Origin of the sequence: Kangiella marina (genome assembly GCF_039541235.1) — a bacterium.
GTDB classification, from domain to species: Bacteria; Pseudomonadota; Gammaproteobacteria; order Enterobacterales; family Kangiellaceae; genus Kangiella; species Kangiella marina.
In genome coordinates this window covers 82746-105587 of sequence record NZ_BAABFV010000001.1, presented here as the reverse complement: position 1 = coordinate 105587, position 22842 = coordinate 82746, and the positions used below count along the sequence as shown (strand labels likewise).

Sequence of the window (22842 nt, the reverse complement as noted above, 5' to 3'; positions counted from 1 at the left end):
AAAAGACGTGACAAAACCTAACTCATTGATCGGTAGATTTTTTTACCGCATTTGGAAAACAGTAGACGTTGCTGGTCGATTATTGATCGGCTTAATCGCAATTACCATCCTTGTATTTTTAGTAAGAGGCTGCGTAAGCGGACCAGACTTACCAAAAGTTAATCAAGGCTCTGCGCTTGTACTTAATCCTACAGGTACGTTAGTTGAGCAAACCACTTATATGGATCCGATTGAAGAAATCATCGCAGATGCTCAGGGCACTAAAAACCCTGAAACGTCAGTGTATGACTTGTTGGATGCTATTGAGTACGCAAAAAACGATGACAACATTAGCGTGCTGGTTCTGCAAACCAACAACTTAGCCGGTGCCTACGGTGGTATCAGTAAGTACCAGGACTTACGAAAAGCCATTGATGACTTTAAAACCTCTGGTAAGAAAGTGATTGCTATTGGTGACAATTATAGTCAAGGCCAATACTACCTCGCCTCTTCCGCTGATGAAGTATTAATGAACCCACGTGGCGCATTGATGTTCGAAGGTATGGCGCGTACAGGCACTTACTACAAGTCTGCACTCGACAAGTTGGGTGTGAATGTTCATGTCTTCCGCGTAGGAACCTTTAAGTCTGCCGTAGAGCCTTTCTTGCGTGACAGCATGTCGGAAGCAGCTAAAGAAGCGAATATCGAATGGCTAGGCGACTTGTGGGGTCATATGCGTGACGACATCGCAGGTTCTCGAGACATGACCTCAGCCGAAATGGACAGCTTTATTGAAAACTTCTTGCCACTAATGAAAGCGCAAAAAGGTGATGCCGCTGCAGTTGCTGTTAACAACGGTTTTGTCGATAAGCTAGTTACGCGTGCAGAATTCCGCGATTACATGATCGACCTAGTCGGCTTCAACGATGAAGAAGATTCGTACCAAGCGATTGGCTACAAAAATTACTTAAAAGCACGCCGTCCATTAGTCGAGCTACCGAGTGGTAAGGATCAGATTGCGGTCATTATTGCTAAAGGCGAGATTGTTGACGGTAGTCGCAAAGAAGGCACAATCGGCGGTGATAGCACTGCAAAGCTTATCCGTAAGGCTCGTTTAGACGATTCAGTGAAAGCCATTGTGATGCGTGTAGACAGCCCTGGGGGCAGTGCTTTTGCTTCCGAAGTTATTCGTAGCGAGATCGTCCAAGCGCAAAAAGAAGGAAAAATAGTCGTTACCTCTATGGCAGGCATGGCTGCATCGGGTGGTTACTGGATTTCAGCAACGTCTGACGAAATCTGGGCGCACCCTACGACGATCACTGGTTCGATTGGTATCTTCGGAATGATTCCTACTTTTGAACAGCCATTGAATGAATTAGGCGTATACCGTGATGGTGTTGGTACCACAAAGTGGTCACGCTCATTCGACGTCATGTCAGGACTTTCTGAAGACGTAAAAGCGCTTATTCAAGAAAGCATTGAGCATGGCTACGACGAGTTCTTAACGCTTGTTGCGAATGGCCGTGACATGACTGTAGAGGAAGTCGATAAGATTGCTCAAGGCCGTGTATGGTCGGGTGAAGATGCACACCGCCTTGGTCTTGTTGATAAGCTGGGCGACTTGGATGATGCTGTAGAGTCAGCTGCCAAGCTCGCGAATGTCAGCGACTATGAAGTCAGATTTATCAAGCGCGACATTAACCCAACAGAGCAAATGCTTCGTGATATCTTAAACAACGCAGAAGCTTCTGGTGATGTTGCCAAAGTTCAAGCTTTAACTGCACAGTCTAACCCACTGGTTCATGCTATCAGCTCACAAGTTCGTGAAGCGTATAAGCTGGTGACAGACTACAATGATCCAAACCATGCGTACCTACACTGTATGTGTGAGATCAAATAATTGCTTTAATCAGCAATACTGAAAAGGCAGCTTCGGCTGCCTTTTTTGTTATCTAACCGATGATTCAAATTAACTTACCGCTTAACATCTACATATAGGATAGGTTAGCTCTCAGCGTAACCCATCAAGTTAAACGTTGGGTTACGAAATAGATCGCTTTCTAACCCAACCTATACGAACCCATTGTTTAACAATGCAAAGCATAAAAGGCAGGCATAAAAAAACCTGCAGCAGTGTGCAGGTTTTTAAATAGTGGCGGAGCGGACGGGACTATCAATAACGTCCATGTTATTGACCACTTCGTGGCCATCGTCGCAAGCTCCGATGTTCAAAATCGTTCCAGACGATTTTGTCGAACACCGCTTCTCCCTAAATGGATTCCTTACAGTCGCGAGTTCTCGCCCTTTCACTGACAGATACAAAAAAAGCAGCCCTAAGGCTGCTTTTTAAATAGTGGCGGAGCGGACGGGACTCGAACCCGCGACCCCCGGCGTGACAGGCCGGTATTCTAACCAGCTGAACTACCGCTCCGCGATGTCTAACTTAGTACTCGAAAGTGCTTTGTTAGAGTGTTTTGCTGGGTGACCTCATCGGTCAACGACGCGCATATTACTGGCGTTCTCGGATCTCGTCAACACTTTTTTTCGATTTTATTTAATTTTTTCTAAAAACGTTTAAAACGCATACAAAAAGGCTAAATATCAATCAGTTATGGCTATCCACTCAATAATACGCTCTTCGACTTGCTCTTCTGGAACATCGCGCTCGCTGACCAACTTCCCCTGTAAACTATGCCCTAGCGTATGAATACGATCAGGGTCGCCAGAAACTAAGTGATGCCATTGTGGCAAGTCCTCTCCTCGCTCAACAACCTTGTAGGAACAACTTCTCGGTAGCCAGTAATAGTCTTTCAATGTCTCAGGGGTGATCTGAACGCAATCCGGCACTTTACTAAGGCGATTATCATAATCAGTACAGCGCAAAGTATCTGTGTCGAGTAATCCGCAAGCTACATCCGTTTGCATGAGCATAGTATCGTCGTCATCCAGAAACTGTATGCGGCAACATTTCCCACACCCATCGCACAAAGACTCCCACTGCTCATGAGACATTTCATGCATAGGCGTAGTTAGCCAAAATTTATCAACGGGAGTGTTCACGGCTGCTGATTGTCTGCCTTTTAAATTAACGAGTAATTTGCGCTTTTGAGTTACTTTCAATCAAGCCAGCAAGCTCTTCCTGAGTAGGAGGCATCTGTAAATAATAGCCATCCTCTTCTAGTTTTGACTTCAACTCACTAATATCGACCAAAGCCAGCCTATCCCGTTTAGCAAGGTCAATATGCATCACAAGTTCTGGCTCACCCCAAACACTTGTCAGTCCTTCCGGTAACTCTTCAAAGTCACAGTCATAAGGTACATACAAATAGGTATCGGGCTTCTTTGCGCTTTTATAAACACTGCACATCATAGCGGTAACAATCTCTTTAGGTTTAAACGTTAAGAAAATTCAGATAGACGTTTTTGAAATCGCTCTTGGAGCAATTCCTTACGCCAACTATTCCAAAACTGATTAGGACGTGACATTAAACCCAAATCAGTCTGTATGACATATTCTAACAGACGTTTACTGCTTAATGCTTGGTCAGGAATATTTTGTTCATCTGCAACTTTAGCGGATTCTTGCTTTAATGCTTTAAGCTTTTGTTTTGATTCAGGAAGCTTATGGAATGCTTGGATAGCTTCGGGCCATTCTGAAGCATCCTCTTTATCGGCTTTCGAAATCTGACTCAACAGTTCCGACCCATGCTTGCGGATACTGGCTCGATTACAGCCTAGCTGTAACAACAAGCTGGTAGAAGGTTTTGGATTTTGACAAATTTCTAATAAGTGATGATCGCGAAAAATAAAGGTTTTAGGAATATCCTTTTCTCGTGCCGCTGTTTCTCGCCAAGCGACGACTTTACGCAACCGATTAAGGTATTGTGGCTTCAGGCGGTAAGCGCCTTTAACCTTTAGATAAGCGTGCTCAAAGTCATCCAAGTGACTTATGGCTTCGTAAATTGATTGAGTATCTTCCAGTACAAAGCCAAAATGACCTTTTTCCAGTAACTTTTCACGCAACCGGAAAAAACACGGCAGTAAGAACTGAACATCTTGTGCCGCATAAATTTTCTGCTCTTCGCTCAAAGGACGCTTCAACCAGTCGGTTTTAGTATGCTCTTTATCGAGTGTCAGTCCGAGCATGATATCAACCATATTGCCATAACCCAGCATCGGCCCGAGGCCACATAGCGCAGCAGCGATTTGGGTGTCAAAAATCGACTTGATAGGGAAGCCATAACTATTATGTAAGGCCTCTAAATCCTCACTACAGCTGTGTAGGACTTTTAAAGTCTCTTCATTCCCCAGAACAGGCCCTAGCGCACTTAAATCGTCTATTTGCAAAGGATCAATAAGGTAAACTTCCTCACCATCATAGAGTTGGATTAAAGCCAACTTATGAAAATAGGTATTGGTGCGATCAAACTCGGTATCGATCGCTAAAACGTCTTGCTTGACCCATGACTGGCAGAGTTCTTGCAGTCGCTGCTCGGTTGTAACTTTCTCAACAGCGACTACTTCGGAATGATGATCTAATTCAAATCGACTCAATATATAACCTACTTACGCAGTTCCTTGCGTAGAATTTTTCCAACGTTGGATTTCGGCAGTTCGTCTCTGAACTCTACCACTTTAGGAATTTTATAACCGGTTAGATGTTCTCGACAGTGCTCAATCAAAGTGTCTTTATCAAGCGACTGATCTTTCTTAACGACCACAATTTTTACCACTTCACCTTTAACGTCATCAGGCTCACCGATAGCCGCGACTTCTAGCACTCCGGGGTGCAGCGCAACAATATCTTCAATTTCATTTGGATACACGTTAAAACCAGAGACTAAAATCATGTCTTTCTTGCGATCGACAATTCGCAAAAACCCGTCTTTATCAATAGTCGCCATATCACCTGTCGCTAGCCAACCGTCCTGTAGCACCTCGTCGGTTTCTTTTGGCCGCCCTAGGTATTCAACCATAACTTGAGGGCCTTTTACCCATAACTCGCCCGGCTCATCGAAACCCAGCTCATTGCCCTCTTCATCTCGGATCTGAACATCGGTAGAAGGCACTGGTAAACCAATGGTGCCATTATAAGCCTCTAAATCTAACGGATTCATACTCACCACTGGTGACGTTTCGGTGAGACCGTAACCTTCTAGCAAAGGTGTTTTCGTCAATTTTTGCCACTCTTCTGCCACTGACTTTTGAACCGCCATACCGCCGCCGACAGTGAGTTTTAATTGTGAAAAATCTAATTGGCGGAAACTTTCTTGGTTCAGTAACCCATTAAACAAAGTGTTAACACCGGTAAGAGTAGTAAACGGGTAAGCGCGAAGACTTTTACAGAAGTCCTTCATGTCACGTGGGTTAGTGATGTAAATATTATGGCCCGCAGCTTTGGTAAACAATAAGCAATTCACGCACAATGAAAAAATATGATACAGCGGCAATGCGGTAATAATAGTTTCGTTACCCTCATCTAGGAAAGGCCCCATCCAAGCATAGGTTTGCTGTACATTAGCCACCATGTTCTTGTGGCTCAAAACTGCGCCTTTGGCTACCCCTGTCGTACCGCCGGTGTACTGAAGGAAAGCAACATCATCATGACCTATTTCGACTTTCTTGAAAGTGCTACGCTTTCCTTTTTGCAGAGCGTCAACAAAATTAATGGTGTTAGGCAATGCTGCTTTAGGCACCATCTTTTTGATGTATTTCACCACAAAGTTAACGACGAAACGTTTAGGCTGAGGACAGACATCACCGACCTGAGTCACGATAATATTATCAAGTTCTACTTTATCAAGTGCTTCCGCTAGCGTGTCCGAAAAGTTAGCCAGTATAACAATCGATTTAGCGCCACTGTCACTTAACTGGTGGGCCAATTCACGAGGTGTATACAGTGGGTTCACATTAACAACGGCAAGACCTGCTTTTAATGCGCCAAACAAGGCTATCGGATACTGCAACAAATTAGGCATCATGAGCGCGGGCTTATCGCCTTTTTCTAGGCCTAAGTCGTTTTGTAAATAAGCTGCGAAATCATTAACTCTTTGCGCAAGTTCACTATAAGTAAGCGTTAGGCCTAGATTGGTTACAGCGGGCTTATCACCGTACTTTTCAACCGTTTCAGACAAAATATCCGTCAAGTTCGCATAGCGATCAGTATCGATTGTTTGCTGTACTTTTTCTGGATAATTTTTAAGCCACACTTTTTCCATGAATAAACCTATTAGATATGCGAATGGATTATGAATTGTTGGACAAGAAAATTACATGATTCCACGACTTATCGCAACTATTCCGACCACTTACTGTTAGTTTAAACTCTTTTGCTCATTTTTAGACCAAAATTCGAGTATTTTTCCTGAAATTTGGTCAGCAAATTGCATGTGTAAATGATGACCGCCTTCAATATCGATGCGCTCAACATGCTGTAAATAATCAAACCTCTGCTCAATGGCAGGATAATCCTTGTATAGGCCATCAGAAGCCATCACGACCAATACAGGACATGCAATTTCACGCATCACAGCTTCCATCTGCGGCTCGGTCAGCCGTAACCATGATAAATGCTTTAAACGAGCATCACTTGACCATTGGTAACCATCTTCACATAAGGTCACCCCTCGCTCAATCAGGGGCAGCAAAATATTAACAGGCAGTTCGCTTACTTGCGCCCGGGCTTGAGCTGCTTCTTGCAGTGTCTGGAAGTATCGCTTCTTATTGCGCTTCGCTTTTCTTTGCTCTAGCGCTTTCGCCAACTGTTTTACCGTTCCCTCTGGCGTTGAGACTAAGGCTCCGAGCGCATCTAATGAAACAATACTCGCTACTTTCTGTGGAAACACGCCAGCATAAATTGACGATAAAGCAGCGCCCATCGAGTGTGCTAAAAGTTTGGGTTTATTGAGCTTTAAGATATCTATGACACCATCCATAATCGCAATACCAGAAATAAACTGATAATCAGCGGCTGGGTGTAAGTGCTCGGACTGACCGTGCCCGGGAAATTCAATAGCAATTAAACGATACTTTGTAGTGTTAGTTAACAAGGGTGCCAAATAATGAAAAGTGGCGGCATTATCAAGCCAGCCATGGAGGCACAGCACAGGCTCCCCATCGGGATCTCCCCATTCGACGACATTGATTTTGTTATGATTTATCTGTAACTGATATTCTCTATCAAACTTAAAGTGCATAGTATCTGTTCTGGTTTAGGAGCTAAGCTCGGCTTGAGCTTAGCCGTGATGTTAGTACGGAACTGAGAAGCAAAATATTGAAGGTATGATAACACATAAAAAACGGGCCATTTAACATGGCCCGGTATGAGAATTTACTCATTAAAGAGAAGTGACAATGACAACCAAGTAAGCATCTAAGCATAAAATGCTGTATTTGCTACTTGTATAATCTTTGAGCACTCTCTGACTAATAAGTTCCGCTTTTATGGGATATTTTTTTAGATACCAATCTCACTTCTACTCTGAAAACAAGTAAATACTTATATTTCAATAAATTAAAGCGATAAGTTAATAACATTTTTAAGTGGCTTATCTGCGAAAAATTTGCCCTTCTCGTTTTTAGCAACTTCCCCTAGGGCCACTACAGGATCATGAGTAAAGAAAACCTTACCACCTTTTTCCAATAGACGATCTAACAAACGTCGTTTTTCATCAATCAAACTTTCAGGAAACCTGTCATACCCCATAGTGATAGGCAGATGCATCCATGGCGCCCCAGGAATCAAGTCTGCTGCAAAAACAACAGGGCCATCTGAGGTCGCGATTTCAGTAATTAACATTCCCGGAGTATGTCCATTAGAGACATGAAACGTGTAATCGTCGCCTAGCAAATCGGAGGTTTCGCCTTGAACGAGATGTAATCTGCCCGTAGCTTCAAGAAGATTGGTCAAGCCAGGAATAAAAGAGGCCCTGTCTCTTGGGTGTGGATTTACCGATCTATCCCAGGCTTCCTGTCCAATCACAAACTCAGCATTAGGGAATAACAGCTCCGCATCTTTGCCCTCTTCCCATTGCGTCAATAAACCACCCGCATGATCAAAGTGCATATGCGACAACACCACAATATCAATATCTTCATGACTAAAGCCGGATTCTTTTAAAGACTCTAGCAGCACATGGTGAGATTCTTGAACACCGTATCGATCGCGGTATTTAGGCTCGAAGAAAGCGCCAATGCCCGTTTCAAAAAGGATATTCTTTCCTTGGTCTTGCACTAGCATGGCACGACAAACGAGTGGTATGCGGTTTAACTCATCCACCTCAGTCCATCGCTCCCACAAAGCCTTGGGAGCGTTACCAAACATAGCGCCGCCATCAAGCTTTTGACTGTTTCCATTAATTGAATAAAAGGTTTTCGAGCTCACTGAATTCGACATAAATAACCTGTCTTTTGAAAAGTTACTTATAGTGTATCTGCTCGACGGTAAAATCCAAGTCTGAGACTGACTTTTCTTGTGGGATGGTGATCGGCAGATGACCCGCTGTCAGTGAGGTTAAATTCCAAGTCGGATCAACCCCCACCCATTGACCATCGATTAAGGCTTCGACCCAGGCGTGCCCTCCAAAACGTTGCTCATCATCGCCAAGATAAATATAACCGCTCACTTCACGCGCAGGGATTCTTTGTGCGTTGAGTAGCGCAAGCAACAACTGCGTATATTCGGTGCAATCGCCATAGCCGTTGGTGATCACTTCTTCTGTGGTGAAGCTTGTTGGGGTTGGTTGATAGTACAGATAATCATGAACAAATTTAACCAAGTGATTAACTTTGTCTTTATCGTTAACAACCTCGCTTAGATCAGGCTGTATTTTATCAACAATGTCACTAATGGGTTCGAACCGCCAATGATTCACTTCATCGGGTGTAGACTTATGACTAGCACCAGACTGAATAATGAGGCTCGTTTTATCTTTTGTGGCAGTAGGATGAACTGTTAGCCAATCAGCAGTTTTCTCATTGAGTTGTAATACTAATGATTTAACTTTATAGATATCACCTAACGGTTTATTGCTTGGCAAGCCAATGTTGGAATACAAGTCACTTTGCATTTCTGGGTTAAAACTAGGTTTATGTTTACTAGCAACAAGCTCAATACCACGATCACGGCGCTCAACCAGTACCTGCCCCTGTAAACTGAGCTCAAACCTTTTGCCGCTATCCGTTTGTAACTGATAATGCTGATGTCGCCCACTAGGGTTACGCGTTACGGTGAGTTGTTCAGGGCTAGTACTCAAGCTATGGGGATTGAGCGTTAAGAACGTCAGTGAATCGCCTTTAGTGGGTTGGCCCTCTATCCACTGTCGCTTAGCAAGATAATCGTCTAAATGGTAACTTACCTGCGGCTCTATAACATTTGAAGCTATGTCATTTCGAACTTGTTCAACTCTAAGCGCTTCGTTGTTATAAAACTGCGTCGTCATCGTTAATTGTGGCTCGACAAGCTTTGCAGAACCTTTGACGACATTATAGGGAGCTTCTTTGTCAAAGAAGTATGTGTGCTGATAGATAAACTTAACACGCTGCCCACGGACACGGCCTTCAAAATGCTCGACTGCTGTAACTTTGTAATAATCTGACGTTTGCTCAAGACTTTTTTTAGCCCAGCCAACAACCTGGCCTTGCCAGTTAATTTGGTACCACTCAGTAAAACTTTTTGGTGAAGCGGAATCCCACAGACGCTGGAATGGAGAATAGGATGAAACGAGCAGTAAAGCCGCTGCTAAAAGGATCAGTTTTAGCAGCGTATTTCTTAAAGTACTAACCGTCGATTTCATCGCCTTCTATCGGAGTGATTTTGAAGTTAAGTAAGGCGTAGATGAACGACACAATTGGAGTAAGCAAATTAAAGAAGCAGTAAATCCAATAAGCGCCAGTGGCAACACCTAAGGTTGCGGCCATATAGGCACCACAAGTATTCCACGGGATTAGTGGAGAGGTGATAGTGGCTGAGTCTTCAAGAGTCCGCGATAGATTTTTCGCATCAAGCCCACGGCGCTTAAACTCGGCTTTGTACATACGTCCCGGCAGTACAATTGAGATGTACTGATCAGCAGTAATGAAGTTCATTCCAATACAGGTGGCAAGCACGGAGCCAATTAAAGCACCGGTCGATTTAGCCAAACCGATCACCGTCTTGATCAATTTATGCAAAAGTCCGGTAACTTCCATCGCTGCACCAAAACTCATCGCAGTGATGATTAAGAAAAGCGTGTTCAACATGCTCGCCATGCCACCGCGACTGAGAAGGTCATCGTAGACCTCGTTACCTGTGGACACGGTAAAGCCGGAGAATAACGATGTCCAAACACCTTCTAAGTAAACCAAAGCCACATGCATTTCAGGTTTATTAACGAAAGTTTTGATCACATCACCCTGAAGAATGATAGCGAAAATACCGCCTAACAAAGAGCCCACTAAAATGGTCGCTACAGCCGGAATTTTCTTGAAGGCCATGACAAACACTACAACTAACGGAATGAGGGTCCACAGCGAAATATTAAAGTTGTTATCTAATAAGTTAAGTGTATCTTGCAACACCAAAACCTGTTGCTCACTGTCAGCATTTAACCCAATAATCGTGAAGATAACCAAAGCGATTGCTAAAGCTGGAGCCGTTGTCCAAACCATGTGACGAATATGAGTAAACAAATCCGTGCCGGTCACAGCAGGCGCTAAATTAGTTGTATCTGACAATGGCGACATTTTATCGCCAAAATAGGCACCAGAAATGATGGCTCCCGCTGTTATTTCCATCGACAAGCCTAGGCCTTGGGAAACACCAATAAGGCCAATACCCACCGTACCTGCCGTAGTCCATGAACTACCGATACTCAGCGCAACCAGAGCACAAATCGCACAAGTCGCCACATAAAAATACTCTGGTGATAAGATCTGCAAGCCATAATAAATCATGGTCGGAACGGTACCAGCGAGGATCCAAGCACCGATTAGCGAGCCAACCATTAACAAGATTAATATCGCACCAAGAGCAATACTAATACCATCAACCACGCCCTGCTCTAACTCTTTCCAGGTCTGTCCATTACGCAAACCAACCAGTAAAGCTACTGCGGCACAAATAACCAGTGCAATTTGATTCGCGCCGTAAGATGAGTCGCTGCCGTAAATGTAAACGGAAAACGCTAACAGAATGACTAGAAGCCCTATCGGTAATAGCGCTTGTAGCATACTCGGTTGGCGGGTTGATGTATCTGCCATGAAAACCTCTTATTTACGGTAGTAAGTATTGTTATCGTTAGTGATGTCTTTGTAACGCTGCTCTAAACGTTTAGAACGAGTCATCATATCCGTCACTTTGCCATCGATAATGACCTGCTCAGCATGAGTCGTAACTTCAAGTGGATCGCCACTCCAAACCACCAACTCAGCTTTAAAACCAGGCATCAGCTTGCCGTAGTTACTAGCACCGCCAAACACTTTAGCCGGAGCATTAGTCATCGCTGCAAGTGCTTTGTCATACGGCAAACCATAGGCCACCGCATTACCGGCTGCGTAACGCACGTTTTGCGCATTATGCGTTTCACTTGAGAACATCACTCTAACACCCGCTTTATTCAACAACGCAGCATTTTCATAACGCTTGTTTAATGACTCAAAGCTGCTTGGAATATTATCCATCGGATTCAAAATAACAGGCACGCCAGCTTTTGAAATTTTATCAGCGACCTTCCAGCCTTCTGCCGCCCCTTCTAATACTAGAGCTAGCTCATGCGACTTGGCAAAATCCAGTACCGTAAGAATATCATTAGCGCGGTTAACGCTGACCACAAGCGGAATTTCTTGGTCGAGCACTCTGCCCAGCGTTGCTAAATCACTTAAACTATAATCGAGTTCGCGATACTCACCGCTTTTAACTGCACCTGCATTGTCTAGATACTCGTTAGCTTGTGAGAATGCCTGCTCAAGATCGCGAAGTGCTGCTGCGCGAGAGCCACCATTTAGAGAAGCGGCATACTCGCCGTAAGTTGCAAAAACCGCAACATCACTGACGATTAACGAATCATAGTCGCCCGACATATCCATAACCGAACCGAGCCCAGCAAATAAAGACGTTCCGTTATAAGGTTTGATTAAAGTACGAGTGACACCGCCTGCGCGATTCATCGGTATTAATGTGGATTTCGGATTGAAAACCTCATCAACGCTTAACGAAGCACCCAAGCCATCAATTTCTTCAACGCCTGCATCGTTAGTTCCAGCGATAGCACCGATTTCAACTAAACCAACTTGGTTCATCACGGCGAAAATACCTGGCGTTACTACTTTTCCCTTAGCATTAATTTCAAGGGCACTATCAGCAGTTAAACCTTCGCCAATGGTTCGAATCAAACCATTTTCAATAAGGATATCAGTATCGACCAACACACCGGCCGATGTTTGCGTATGCACTTTGGCATTCTTAATAAGGATAGTTTGCGCGTTACTGGCAAAAGAAACGGCTACCATCAAAAGAGCAGCTATTGTTTTAACTAAAAATTTCATAGTCGACTCCCCTTTTGTGTTTTCTGATTAAACTCTGACGTGCCGAGTCTTAAGTCACTGACTGGCTGCTTAGTAGCGTCTTTTCGGTCATACATTAATGCGCCATCAACAAATACTTTCTCGGCTTTGGTGTAAACACTAAACGGGTTGCCATCCCAAAGTACGATGTCAGCCATTTTCCCTTCTTCGAGTGAACCAGTTTGCTCCTCAACTCCAATAGCTTTGGCAGCATTGATAGTAATCCACTTAATCGCATGAGCTGGCGAAATATCCATGCCCAAACGATTTCCTGAAGCCATGGCTTTAGCAGCTTCTTTATTCAGGTGCTGAATAACCGTTGCGGAGTCTGAGTGTACGACTGCGCATGCACCCGCCTTATCAACCAACGCGACATTCGATGGCACCATATCGTATGCTTCTTGTTTAAAGCCCCACCAATCAGACCACATTGCTGAGCAGACCTCATTTTCAGCTAGCTTGTCAGCAATTTTGTAAGACTCAACAGCATGGTGGAACGTGGTTACTTTAAAATCGAATTCTTTAGCGATATCCATCATGACCGCCATTTCATCAGCACGGTAGCAGTGGTTTTGGATGAGGATTTCACCCCGCAAAACGCCCGCTAAACTTTCTAAACGAAGATCACGCTTAGGTGCTTTGCCGTTACCCATGCCAGCTTCATAGTTATCCCAAGCTTCCATATACTCTTGCGCATCAATCCAAGCTTTACGATAACCCGCCACATTACCCATACGAGTCATTGGCGCTTGACCTTTGCCGCCATAAACACGTTTCGGGTTTTCACCACAGGCCATTTTCAAGCCATACGGTGCGTTAGGAAACTTCATTTCCATAACTGAACGGCCTGGAACATTCTTCAATGTCACGCCACGTCCGCCAACCAAGTTCGCTGAGCCCGGAAGGATTTGCATAGCTGTAACGCCACCAGCGATAGCCAGTTGGAACTGTGGATCTTGCGGCCAAACTGAGTGCTCTGCCCAAACGTCAGCGGTTACTGGAGCTGTCATCTCATTGCCATCTGCGCTCGACTCGACGCCAGGCGCAGGATAAACGCCCAAGTGTGAATGCACATCAATGATCCCCGGCGTTACCCACTTTCCTTGAGCGTCGATAATTTCTAAATTATCGCCCGACTCATCAACATCCGTACCGACTTCAACAATTTCTCCATCGCTGAACAAAATGCTACCGTTCTCAATTTTTTTACCGGTCGCAGTTAAAATGGTCGCGTTTTTAATTAGTACAGGATGATATTCTTTAGCTTTATACTGAGAAACAAAAGCTTGGCTATCAGAATCCTTCGGGTGGACTGCTGGCTCATCTTCACCACAGCCAACCAAAAAAGCAGCCCCAACGAAGGCTGCTAAGAAGGATTTTGAGAATTTATTTACTAACATAAGTGCAATCCCCAAAATAAATGAATGATTAAAATACTTGGATACCGAAGAAGCGCTCTAAAATCGTAATGATGGTAATGGCTCCAAGAATGATTGGGCAGAAGAACATAACGGCAAAGTTGATGTAGTTCATCATCCATTGCGAGTTAGTTTCACGTCCTTCCATAAGTTCTGCGTTTAGGTTGTGCTTCTTCCAAACGTAAGCTGTGAAAATAGCGATTACCGTACCGCCTAATGGTAAGAATGTATCGCTGGCAATCAGCTCTACGAAGTCCATGAATGAGATCATTTGTTCCTGGCCATCACGATACAATGTCATGAAGCTCGTTAATTGCTCAACGGCACCATTACCAAGCAGAGACGGAATACCCAATACAAAAATTAATGTCGCCATGCCCCATACGGCAACTGGACGCTTAATTTTCTTTTCATCAACTAAGTAAGCAACAGGAACCTCAAGCAGCGAAACCGTCGAAGTTAAAGCCGCAAATGACAATAACAAGAAGAAGGTTGCGCCAATAACAATACCCAGGATTGGCCCTAGGCCTTCAAAAACACCTGGCAAGGTTGCGAAGATAAGGCCTGCGCCACCCGAAACACTGCTCATGTCACCCGAGTTCAAGAAAGCAACCAGCGGGAAAATCATTAAACCGGCTAGGAATGCAACCGATACATCCGTCAGGGTAATCATTGCTGCCGAGCGAACAATATCTTGCTTACGCGATACATATGAACCGTAAGTAATCAAAGCGCCCATACCGAGTGATAAGGAGAAGAAAGCCTGACCTAATGCTGAGTATATGACTTCACCGGTGATTTCAGAAAAGTCAGGAATCAAATAGTATTCGATACCCGCCATAGCATCATCTAACGTAAAAGCATAAATCATAAGGCCAATAATCATGGCAAATAGCGTTGGCATCAAAATTTTTGCCGCTTTCTCGATACCGCCCTGAATACCTTTAGAGACAATCAAAGCCGTAACACCCATGAAGACTAAACCATAGAGCCCGATCGATTCCCACTTGCTAATGTAGCTACCGAAATTTTGACCTATTTCAAAGTTGCCTTGCACCATTTGAAGGAAGTAGCCGAATGCCCAGCCTGCAACAACGTTATAGAACGATAGAATAAATACACCGGCCAATATGCCTAGCAAGCCAATCCAAGCCCAGTTGTGGTGACCTAGTTTTTTGAACGCGCCTACCGCATTTAACTGTGTTTTACGGCCAATCGCGATCTCCGAGATCATAACCGGGAAACACAATAAAAAGCAGAATGCTAAATAAATAACTACGAATGCAGCACCGCCACCGGCACCAACTTCGAAGGGAAATTTCCAGATGTTACCTAAGCCTACAGCCGAACCTGCTGCAGCCAGCACAAACCCTAGACGAGAGTTAAATTGACCTCTATTTGTTGCCATTATTTCTACCGTTTAATTGTTTATTGTAATAGGAAGGAACTGATCCTAGCCGCTAATAACACCATATTTAGACTTATCACTCAAGTATCCGAAGATAAATCCTGCTAATTTTTGTCGGATTTCAACTTCTTAGGTTAAATCTTGTGCAAAAGTTATTGGTAGATAACAAAAAGCCCCTCATTGGCGAGGCTTTTACTGACATTGAAGAATCAAGTGCTACAGCTCGTTTTCGATACTCGCTTTAAGACCAAGCGATCTTGGCAATACACGCTTGAAGAAAAAGCTCGACTTCTCATCAAGACTTCCGCCTGCCGCGACTTCCATCTTTAACCACAGGTATGCATAAGTGACTAAAGCCACATAGTGTAGATAGTCACAAGCAACTAGCTGAGGTATCTCTGCATCACTCTGACTTTGCTCCATGATGTGTAGCGATAACGCTTCCAGTTCCTTCAACAACTCGACGACTTTCTCTTTGTGTGCCGAGCCAGGTAGTGTTTCTAAATCGACCTTAATCTCTGACAAGAATACCTGAAGGCTCTCCCCACGACTGCCAATCAGCTTACGACCAATCAAATCCAACGCCTGAATGCCGTTAGTTCCTTCATAAATCTGGGCAATACGGCAATCACGAACGTGCTGCTCCATCCCCCACTCGCGGACATAACCGTGGCCGCCAAAAACCTGCTGACCAATGGTACAGGTTTCATAACCGGCATCGGTAAAATAGGCTTTGGCGATAGGCGTTAACCATGCCGACATAATATCCGCTGTTTTAACGGCTTCTTTATCGTCGCTGTGGAATGTGACATCCAAATAGCTACCAAGCCAGACCGCTAAAGCCCGCCCTGCTTTGTTGAAAGACTCCATGGTATTTAACATTCGCTGGACATCACCATGCTTTATAAGAGCGGCAGGTGCTTCACCATCCGAAGCCTTACCTTGTAATCGTTCACGGGCGTAAGTATCGGCTTGCTGGAAAGACATCTCCCCTAGTCCAATACCCTGAATACCAATCGACAAGCGCTCCAAGTTCATCATCGTAAACATACAGCGCAACCCTTGGTGCGGAGGCCCGATCAACCACCCTTTGGCATTATCCATGTTCATCACACAGGTAGACGAAGCTTTAATACCCATTTTATGCTCAATAGAGCCGCATTCAATTCCGTTACGCTCGCCTAATGAACCATCATCATTAACCAAGAACTTTGGCACCAAGAACAAACTAATCCCTTTCGGCCCTGCTGGGGCATCCGGCAAACGTGCTAACACAAGATGAATGATATTCTCAGCCATGTCATGTTCACCGCCGGTAATAAAGATTTTAGAGCCTTCGAGCGAATAGCTACCATCATCATTCGGCTCGGCTTTGGTTTTAAGCAAGCCTAAGTCGGAACCAGCATGCGCTTCGGTTAAACACATAGAGCCAGACCATTGACCACTGATAAGATTCGGCAAGTATTGCTGTTTTGTCGCGTCATCTGCATGGGCTTGTAGAAGCTGAGTCGCACCGCCAGTTAAACTACCGTAGAGACAAAAGGAGGTGTTCGCTGAGTAAAACATTTCTTCAATTAAGACATGCAACGCTTTCGGCAAACCTTGTCCACCATAATTTGGATCAGCCGTAATCGACTGCCAGCCGCCTTCGACATAAGCTTGGTAAGCCTCTTTAAAACCTTTTGGTGTCGTCACCACACCATCTTTATACTGACAGCCTTCTTCATCACCCGAGCGGTTAATAGGTTGTAGTACGCCACTAGCGAACTTACCTGCCTCTTCTAAGATAGCGGCATAAAGCTCATCATCGAAGTCCGAAAAATCCGCAATATCTCCTAGTCGCTTTGTTAGCGAAAAGACATCTTTGACAAGAAACATCATGTCATCTACAGGTGCTTGATACTGCATACGTTCTCCTACAATTACTGCTGTTTATTTAACTTCTTAATTGGTCTGACCAGCTTAGTATAGGAAAAAGAAAATAGGATTGTCTAGCGCAGTTTATGATTTGCACAAGTTTGGGGTAAAAAAAAAGCCCCAACATAGAGTCGGGGCTTTCGATGAGGCTGGATTATTTAGTGGGCATCACCCTTTCTAAAGTCATCCCAATACTGCTTCACGGTTTGCTTCATATCCTTATGAAGCAGCATAATCCCGAGTAAGTTTGGCAGGGTCATCATCACAATAGCCACACTAGCTAACTTCCAAACCACCGTGGTATCAATAACTGCGGCAACTGCAAACATCACCACATAGACAACTCGGTAGACCATTACACCCTTATGGCCAAATAAGTATATAACCGCACGGTCACCGTAATAAGACCAAGCAATGGCGGTAGTAAATGCGAATAGCAGCAAGCCTATTGAGACAATATACTTACCATGCTCACCCATAAATCCACGCGTAAATGCTTCGGCCGTCAAGCTCGCTGAGTGAATGAGTGACTTACCCTGAACGATAATATCTTGATTTTCTAAGCTACCATTTTTTACAGTAATAACACCTGTAATTGGTGAGAGCTGTTCAGTCTTAGTATCTAGTTCCATGTAAGTAACTTCTTCCGCCACTGAGTTAGCGTTAAGAAGTGTGTAACCGTCGGAAATTGCTTCACCATCTTGCAATGAAATACTGCCACTGAACGGCTTCACCTCAGAGCTATCTTTACTTTTCGGCTCTAGATATAGACGCAACTGCTCAATGTCTTCAGAATTCTGATCCGTCCAATCTCCAGCAACAAACTTCATATCAGTTCTATCGAATGTATTCTGATGCTTATCTTTCCAGACGCCTGAAGAAAGAATCACTAGTGCGGTTAAAGTACAGATGATTAGCGTATCAATAAAAGGCTCTAATAATGACACCATACCTTCTGACGCGGGTTCTTTGCCTTTCGCCGCTGAGTGTGCGATTGCTGCCGAACCTTGACCCGCCTCGTTCGAGAACAAGCCACGGTTAACACCACGCTGCATTGCATAAGCAAAGCTCGCTCCTAAGAAGCCGCCCACTGCAGATGAACCAGAAAATACACTACCGATAATTGCTGAGAAAGAAGGGATAATATTTTCATAGTTATAGAAAATAACCAAAAGAGCACCGATGACATAAAGAGCCGCCATAAAAGGGACCACCCTTTCAGCAACTTTAGCAATACGCTTAATACCACCGATAATAACCATGGCTAATAAAATTGCCAGACCAACACCCGTAATCCAGTTAGGTAACGAGAATGTGTCATTCATAACCTGAGCAATATTATTGATTTGAGGCATATTGCCCGTACCGAAACTACTGATAATCGTTGCGATAGCGAATATGATACCCAACCATTTCATGTTGAGTTTATTCTCCATGTAATACATGGGGCCACCCGCCATGGTGCCGTCTTCAGTTTTCTCACGGTATTTATGAGATAAGGTCACTTCCACGAACTTAGTCGTCATACCTAGGAAGGCTGTCACCCACATCCAGAAAATCGCCGCTGGGCCACCAATCCATATTGCTAGCGCCACGCCACCAATGTTACCGGTACCGACAGTACCTGAAAGAGCCGTAGATAAGGCCGCGAAATGAGATGTATCACCTGGATCATCTTTTTTACTGTATTTACCCTTTACAATTCGAACCGCTTGTCCAAAGTATCGAACCTGTGGAAAACCCAGATAAATTGTAAAAAATAAACCTACACCAATTAATAAATACGGAAAATAATCCGCAGAACCTAGAAATCCATCTAGAAAATCCAGTCCGTTTTTAATTGTTTCTATAATGTCCAAGAAATGATCCCCATAACACTTATAAGTTAAAATTATCGGCTAACCTTACCATTATGAGAAAAGCTTGGCTAGTGACTTTATTGATCATCAGTCTTCGTCAAACGCCCCATCCGCGTACTCTAGGGGCAATTGCACAAAGTTGGATGACTCGGCATTTTGAAAACGCACACCGAGCCCTAATAAACGCACAGACTTTTCACGACGATGAAAGCCTTCATCCATTAATTCATAAAACATATCGTCATTAATACCAAAGCTGGTTCGCTCTACTGTCGTCGCTGAAAAATCACTAAATTTGAGTTTAACGAACATTTTATTAATAGGCGCATCCACTTTTGAGCGCGCCAATCGCTGGCGTAATGTGCTGAGCAACTGAGGAATTTCAGCTAAACAGTCTTCGAGGCTGTACAAGTCTTTATCGTAAGTATTTTCGACGCTCAGTGACTTACGGGGATAATGGGTAATCACTGGACGCTGATCGATACCACGCGCTAAATAGTACAGGCTTTGGCCAAAGCTACCAAAGCGCTGAGTCAGATCGATAAGCTCTAACTCCTGTAAGTCCGCGCAGGTGTAAATTCCAATATTATGAAGCTTCTCTGAGGTTTTCTTGCCAACACCTGGAATTTTCTTTACCGGAAGCTCCAACATAAACGCATCAATCGCATCTGGCGTTATAACAAACTGCCCGTTAGGCTTTTCCCAATCCGAAGCAACTTTTGCCAAAAACTTATTGGGCGCGACTCCAGCAGAAGCCGTTAACTTTAACTCCTGATAAATATCATGACGAATGGCTTGAGCAATATAAGTCGCACTCCCCTTGTACTCGACCGAGTCGGAAACATCTAAAAATGCCTCATCCAATGATAGCGGCTCAATCAAAGGCGTATATTGTGCAAAAATCGAACGAATGACTTTAGAGTCGTGACGGTACTTCTCAAAGTTTGGCGGAACAATAATAAGGTTAGGACACAAACGCTTGGCGTGAGCTGAAGCCATCGCTGAGTGAACGCCGTAAGATCGAGCTTCATAATTACAGGTCGCAATGACACCACGCTTATCCGGCAAGCCACCCACCGCCACTGGCGCATTACGTAACAAAGGATCATCCCGCATTTCAATGGCTGCATAAAAGCAATCCATATCCACATGGATAATTTTTCGACTGGCTTGGATTTCAGGTAAGGCGTCAGGCATCACTTATTTTATGCTGGAACGGAAAAGAATAAAACAGAGCCTTGATGATTATAGTTTAGAGGGCGTCTTATTATTAAAAACTCAACCTCATCAAAGCCCCGCCCAGTTCACTTCTATCAATCTCTACCTTGCCATTATAAGCTGCGACAATTTCCGTAACCACTGACATGCCAATTCCCTGCCCTTCAACGGATTCGTCAAGTCGTTTGCCACGAGACAGAATGGCGAGTCGAACGTTCTCAGGAATACCTGGACCATTGTCTTCTACCGTAATTTGGACTTTACCAGCAATTCGCTGCGCTTTGATTCGAACTTTTGACTGAGTCCATTTGCAGGCGTTATCTAAGACATTACCAAAGACTTCATAAAAGTCTCCTTCATCAAGTGCAATCATTAAGCCTTTGCTGACATCAACATCGATGGAGACAGCCTTGTCTTGGTAAACTTTAGATAAGCTTGTCGCGAGCTTTTCTAGTGCTGGCTCCACTTCCATCGAGCGCATCATCACTTGTGGCCCACTGGTGGCTCTTTGTAATTGATAAGCAACAATTTGATCCATCCGTGTTATTTGCTCGGAACAGATTGTCAATAACTCATCAGCATCGTTTTGGTTTTGTAAAGCGGTATGCATCACGGCTAGTGGTGTTTTCAGACTATGCGCCAAATTCCCCAACGTTTCTTTATAACGTTTACTTTGATGACGCTCGCTTTGAATAAACCGATTAATATTTTCAGTTAAGCGCTGAAGCTCTTGCGGATATTGATCTGAAAGCGTATTGAGTAAACCCTTTTCAATCTGGCGAAGCTCTTTCACCGCACGTCTAATTGGGCGTAGAGTCCAACGCATCACCACAAACAAAATGGCAAGCAGTGACAATGCCATAATGGAGAGCCAGAACCATAATTGATTACGGTAAGCAGAAATTACTTGGTCAAATGGGCGTTTATTTTCCAAGATGACAAAGTGATATAAAGAGACCGCACCCTCAGGCGATTCCCACTCAGCAATGTAATGAAAGCGGAAATAATCGGTGTCTTCCATGGTGATTTCTGCGAGAGTCCCCTCGCCGGGTAAGCTTAACGGCAGTGGAACCTTATGTTGCTCTTGATCATAGCGAGCAGATAGTGACTTCCAAATTAAGCTTTCCGTTTCATCGTAAACCAAAGCGGACAGACCACTGTTATATTGATTAAAACGTTTATCCGAAGGGATTTCTTCTGGCAGGAACAAATCACCAGGCTCTAGTTCATCAGCATAAGATAACAAGCTATAAAACTGCGCATAAAGACGCTCGAAAGTCGCTTGGCGAATACCTGTTTTATAAGAGTCGAGAAGAACGAAACTCATAGCAACAATAAAAAATACCAGCACTATACTGGTATTTAATAACAGTCGTCTTTGTAAGGAGTACGACGACTTGGGTAATTTAACCTTGTTCTCAGACTGCTCCGCCACGGAAGTTTCCTAATTACGACTTTTCCAAATCACTGTTTAAGCGATAGCCACGCCCCCTTAGGGTTTCAATCGGTTTTAAGCTACCATCAGGATCAATTTTTTTACGTAAACGGCCAACGAAAACTTCTAAAACATTGGAGTCTCGGTCATAGTCTTGGGCGTATAAATGCTCTGTTAACTCAGTTTTTGACACCACTTTTTCTGGGTTCAACATTAGGTATTCAAGAACCTTATATTCGTAAGCCGTCAGATCCATCGCTTGATCGTTAACTTTAACTTCTTGCTTTAGGCTATTAAGGCTAATCGGGCCTTTTACGATCTCAGGTTTAGCATAACCTGATGCACGTCTTAGCAAAGCATTAACGCGGGCTAATAACTCTTCAATCTGAAACGGTTTAACCAAATAATCATCTGCGCCAGCGGCTAAGCCATCGACCTTATCCTGCCAGTGTCCACGGGCAGTCAGAATCAATACTGGGAAGCCAATATCTTCTTTTCGTAAAGTTTCAATCACTTCAATACCTGAAATATCAGGAAGACCAAGATCAAAAATGCCTAAATCAAACGAGAACTCTCGCCCCAAATACAAGCCTTCCTCTCCATTGGGCGCCTGTTCTACAACATAGCTTTGTTTCTCCAAAGCCGTGACCAGCTGCTGACGCAATGCGTCATCGTCTTCCATCAAGAGTATTTTCATTGTTCTTAACCCCTAGTATTTCTTAACCTTAATCGTTGCCCGACTAAGCCAAACGTCCCGTACATGCATCTACGTAAATATAACGAACTCGCCCAGAATCTGTGAGTACCTTGACACGATAAACAGGAGGTCTTGCCCGCATGTTTAAACTGGCAGACAACACTTTGCTATCAATTCTTCGAGCAGCAGCACTCATCGCGGCACCTTTACCAATGGGAGTACAGGACTTTTTTTCTTGTAGCTGAGGAGTCGGCAACCGTTTTTCAGTGGCTCCAAAAGCACTCGGGCCATAGCTGAAAACGGTTACCAATATAGCTAAAAGCGTTAATTTCTTAATCATTTAATTCTCTTAAACACCGTTACTGACGAAT

At 44.0% G+C, this 22842-nt stretch carries 18 protein-coding genes and 1 tRNA gene; 1 reads left to right on the top strand and 18 read right to left on the bottom strand.

Annotated features, from left to right (window positions below; genetic code table 11):
* Window positions 1-7: 7 nt before the first annotated feature.
* Window positions 8-1879, top strand: a complete 1872-nt coding sequence (gene sppA / locus ABD943_RS00500; RefSeq protein ID WP_345291240.1) for a signal peptide peptidase SppA — start codon at window positions 8-10, stop codon at window positions 1877-1879.
* A gap of 454 nt (window positions 1880-2333) precedes the next feature.
* On the opposite strand, the gene ABD943_RS00495 is transcribed toward sppA, so the two are convergent.
* From ABD943_RS00495 to ABD943_RS00410, 18 genes are all read right to left on the bottom strand, one after another.
* Window positions 2334-2410, bottom strand: a tRNA-Asp gene (locus ABD943_RS00495).
* 170 nt (window positions 2411-2580) lie between these two features.
* Complete coding sequence (locus ABD943_RS00490) at window positions 2581-3039, bottom strand: YcgN family cysteine cluster protein (protein WP_345292666.1); 459 nt, start codon at window positions 3037-3039, stop codon at window positions 2581-2583.
* 25 nt (window positions 3040-3064) lie between these two features.
* The gene (locus tag ABD943_RS00485) at window positions 3065-3349 is read right to left on the bottom strand and encodes a YcgL domain-containing protein (RefSeq protein WP_345291239.1); all 285 of its coding nucleotides are present in this window, start codon (window positions 3347-3349) and stop codon (window positions 3065-3067) included.
* A 29-nt stretch (window positions 3350-3378) separates the two neighbouring features.
* Window positions 3379-4533 carry a ribonuclease D gene (rnd, locus tag ABD943_RS00480; protein WP_345291238.1) on the bottom strand — a complete coding sequence of 385 codons (1155 nt, stop codon included), beginning with the start codon at window positions 4531-4533 and terminating at the stop codon, window positions 3379-3381.
* An 8-nt stretch (window positions 4534-4541) separates the two neighbouring features.
* Window positions 4542-6197, bottom strand: a complete 1656-nt coding sequence (fadD, locus tag ABD943_RS00475) for a long-chain-fatty-acid--CoA ligase FadD (RefSeq protein WP_345291237.1) — start codon at window positions 6195-6197, stop codon at window positions 4542-4544.
* 96 nt (window positions 6198-6293) lie between these two features.
* Window positions 6294-7175 (bottom strand): alpha/beta fold hydrolase, encoded by an 882-nt coding sequence (locus ABD943_RS00470; protein ID WP_345291236.1) that lies wholly within the window; start codon window positions 7173-7175, stop codon window positions 6294-6296.
* Between the two features lie 317 nt (window positions 7176-7492).
* Window positions 7493-8374: an MBL fold metallo-hydrolase gene (locus tag ABD943_RS00465; RefSeq protein ID WP_345291235.1), complete on the bottom strand. Its 882-nt coding sequence runs from the start codon at window positions 8372-8374 to the stop codon at window positions 7493-7495.
* 22 nt (window positions 8375-8396) lie between these two features.
* A complete protein-coding gene (locus tag ABD943_RS00460) occupies window positions 8397-9773 on the bottom strand; it encodes a transglutaminase-like domain-containing protein (protein ID WP_345291234.1) in 1377 nt (458 codons plus the stop codon).
* Window positions 9757-11217, bottom strand: a complete 1461-nt coding sequence (gene nhaC / locus ABD943_RS00455; RefSeq protein WP_345291233.1) for a Na+/H+ antiporter NhaC — start codon at window positions 11215-11217, stop codon at window positions 9757-9759. Before nhaC ends, ABD943_RS00460 begins: the two co-directional genes overlap by 17 nt.
* Window positions 11218-11226: 9 nt before the next feature.
* Complete coding sequence (locus ABD943_RS00450; protein ID WP_345291232.1) at window positions 11227-12501, bottom strand: amidohydrolase family protein; 1275 nt, start codon at window positions 12499-12501, stop codon at window positions 11227-11229.
* A complete protein-coding gene (locus tag ABD943_RS00445) occupies window positions 12498-13919 on the bottom strand; it encodes an amidohydrolase (RefSeq protein ID WP_345291231.1) in 1422 nt (473 codons plus the stop codon). Before ABD943_RS00445 ends, ABD943_RS00450 begins: the two co-directional genes overlap by 4 nt.
* 28 nt (window positions 13920-13947) lie before the next feature.
* Window positions 13948-15345: a sodium-dependent transporter gene (locus ABD943_RS00440; protein ID WP_345291230.1), complete on the bottom strand. Its 1398-nt coding sequence runs from the start codon at window positions 15343-15345 to the stop codon at window positions 13948-13950.
* A 216-nt stretch (window positions 15346-15561) separates the two neighbouring features.
* Window positions 15562-17253 (bottom strand): acyl-CoA dehydrogenase family protein, encoded by a 1692-nt coding sequence (locus tag ABD943_RS00435; RefSeq protein WP_345291229.1) that lies wholly within the window; start codon window positions 17251-17253, stop codon window positions 15562-15564.
* 167 nt (window positions 17254-17420) lie between these two features.
* Window positions 17421-19112 (bottom strand): alanine/glycine:cation symporter family protein, encoded by a 1692-nt coding sequence (locus ABD943_RS00430; protein ID WP_345292665.1) that lies wholly within the window; start codon window positions 19110-19112, stop codon window positions 17421-17423.
* Window positions 19113-19208: 96 nt separating this feature from the next.
* A complete protein-coding gene (gene dinB, locus ABD943_RS00425; protein ID WP_345291228.1) occupies window positions 19209-20318 on the bottom strand; it encodes a DNA polymerase IV in 1110 nt (369 codons plus the stop codon).
* Between the two features lie 73 nt (window positions 20319-20391).
* Window positions 20392-21774, bottom strand: coding sequence for an ATP-binding protein (locus ABD943_RS00420; RefSeq protein ID WP_345291227.1), 1383 nt, complete (start codon window positions 21772-21774; stop codon window positions 20392-20394).
* Window positions 21775-21787: 13 nt separating this feature from the next.
* Window positions 21788-22471, bottom strand: coding sequence for a response regulator transcription factor (locus ABD943_RS00415; RefSeq protein WP_345291226.1), 684 nt, complete (start codon window positions 22469-22471; stop codon window positions 21788-21790).
* A gap of 43 nt (window positions 22472-22514) precedes the next feature.
* A complete protein-coding gene (locus ABD943_RS00410; RefSeq protein WP_345291225.1) occupies window positions 22515-22811 on the bottom strand; it encodes a PepSY domain-containing protein in 297 nt (98 codons plus the stop codon).
* Between the last annotated feature and the right edge of the window lie 31 nt (window positions 22812-22842).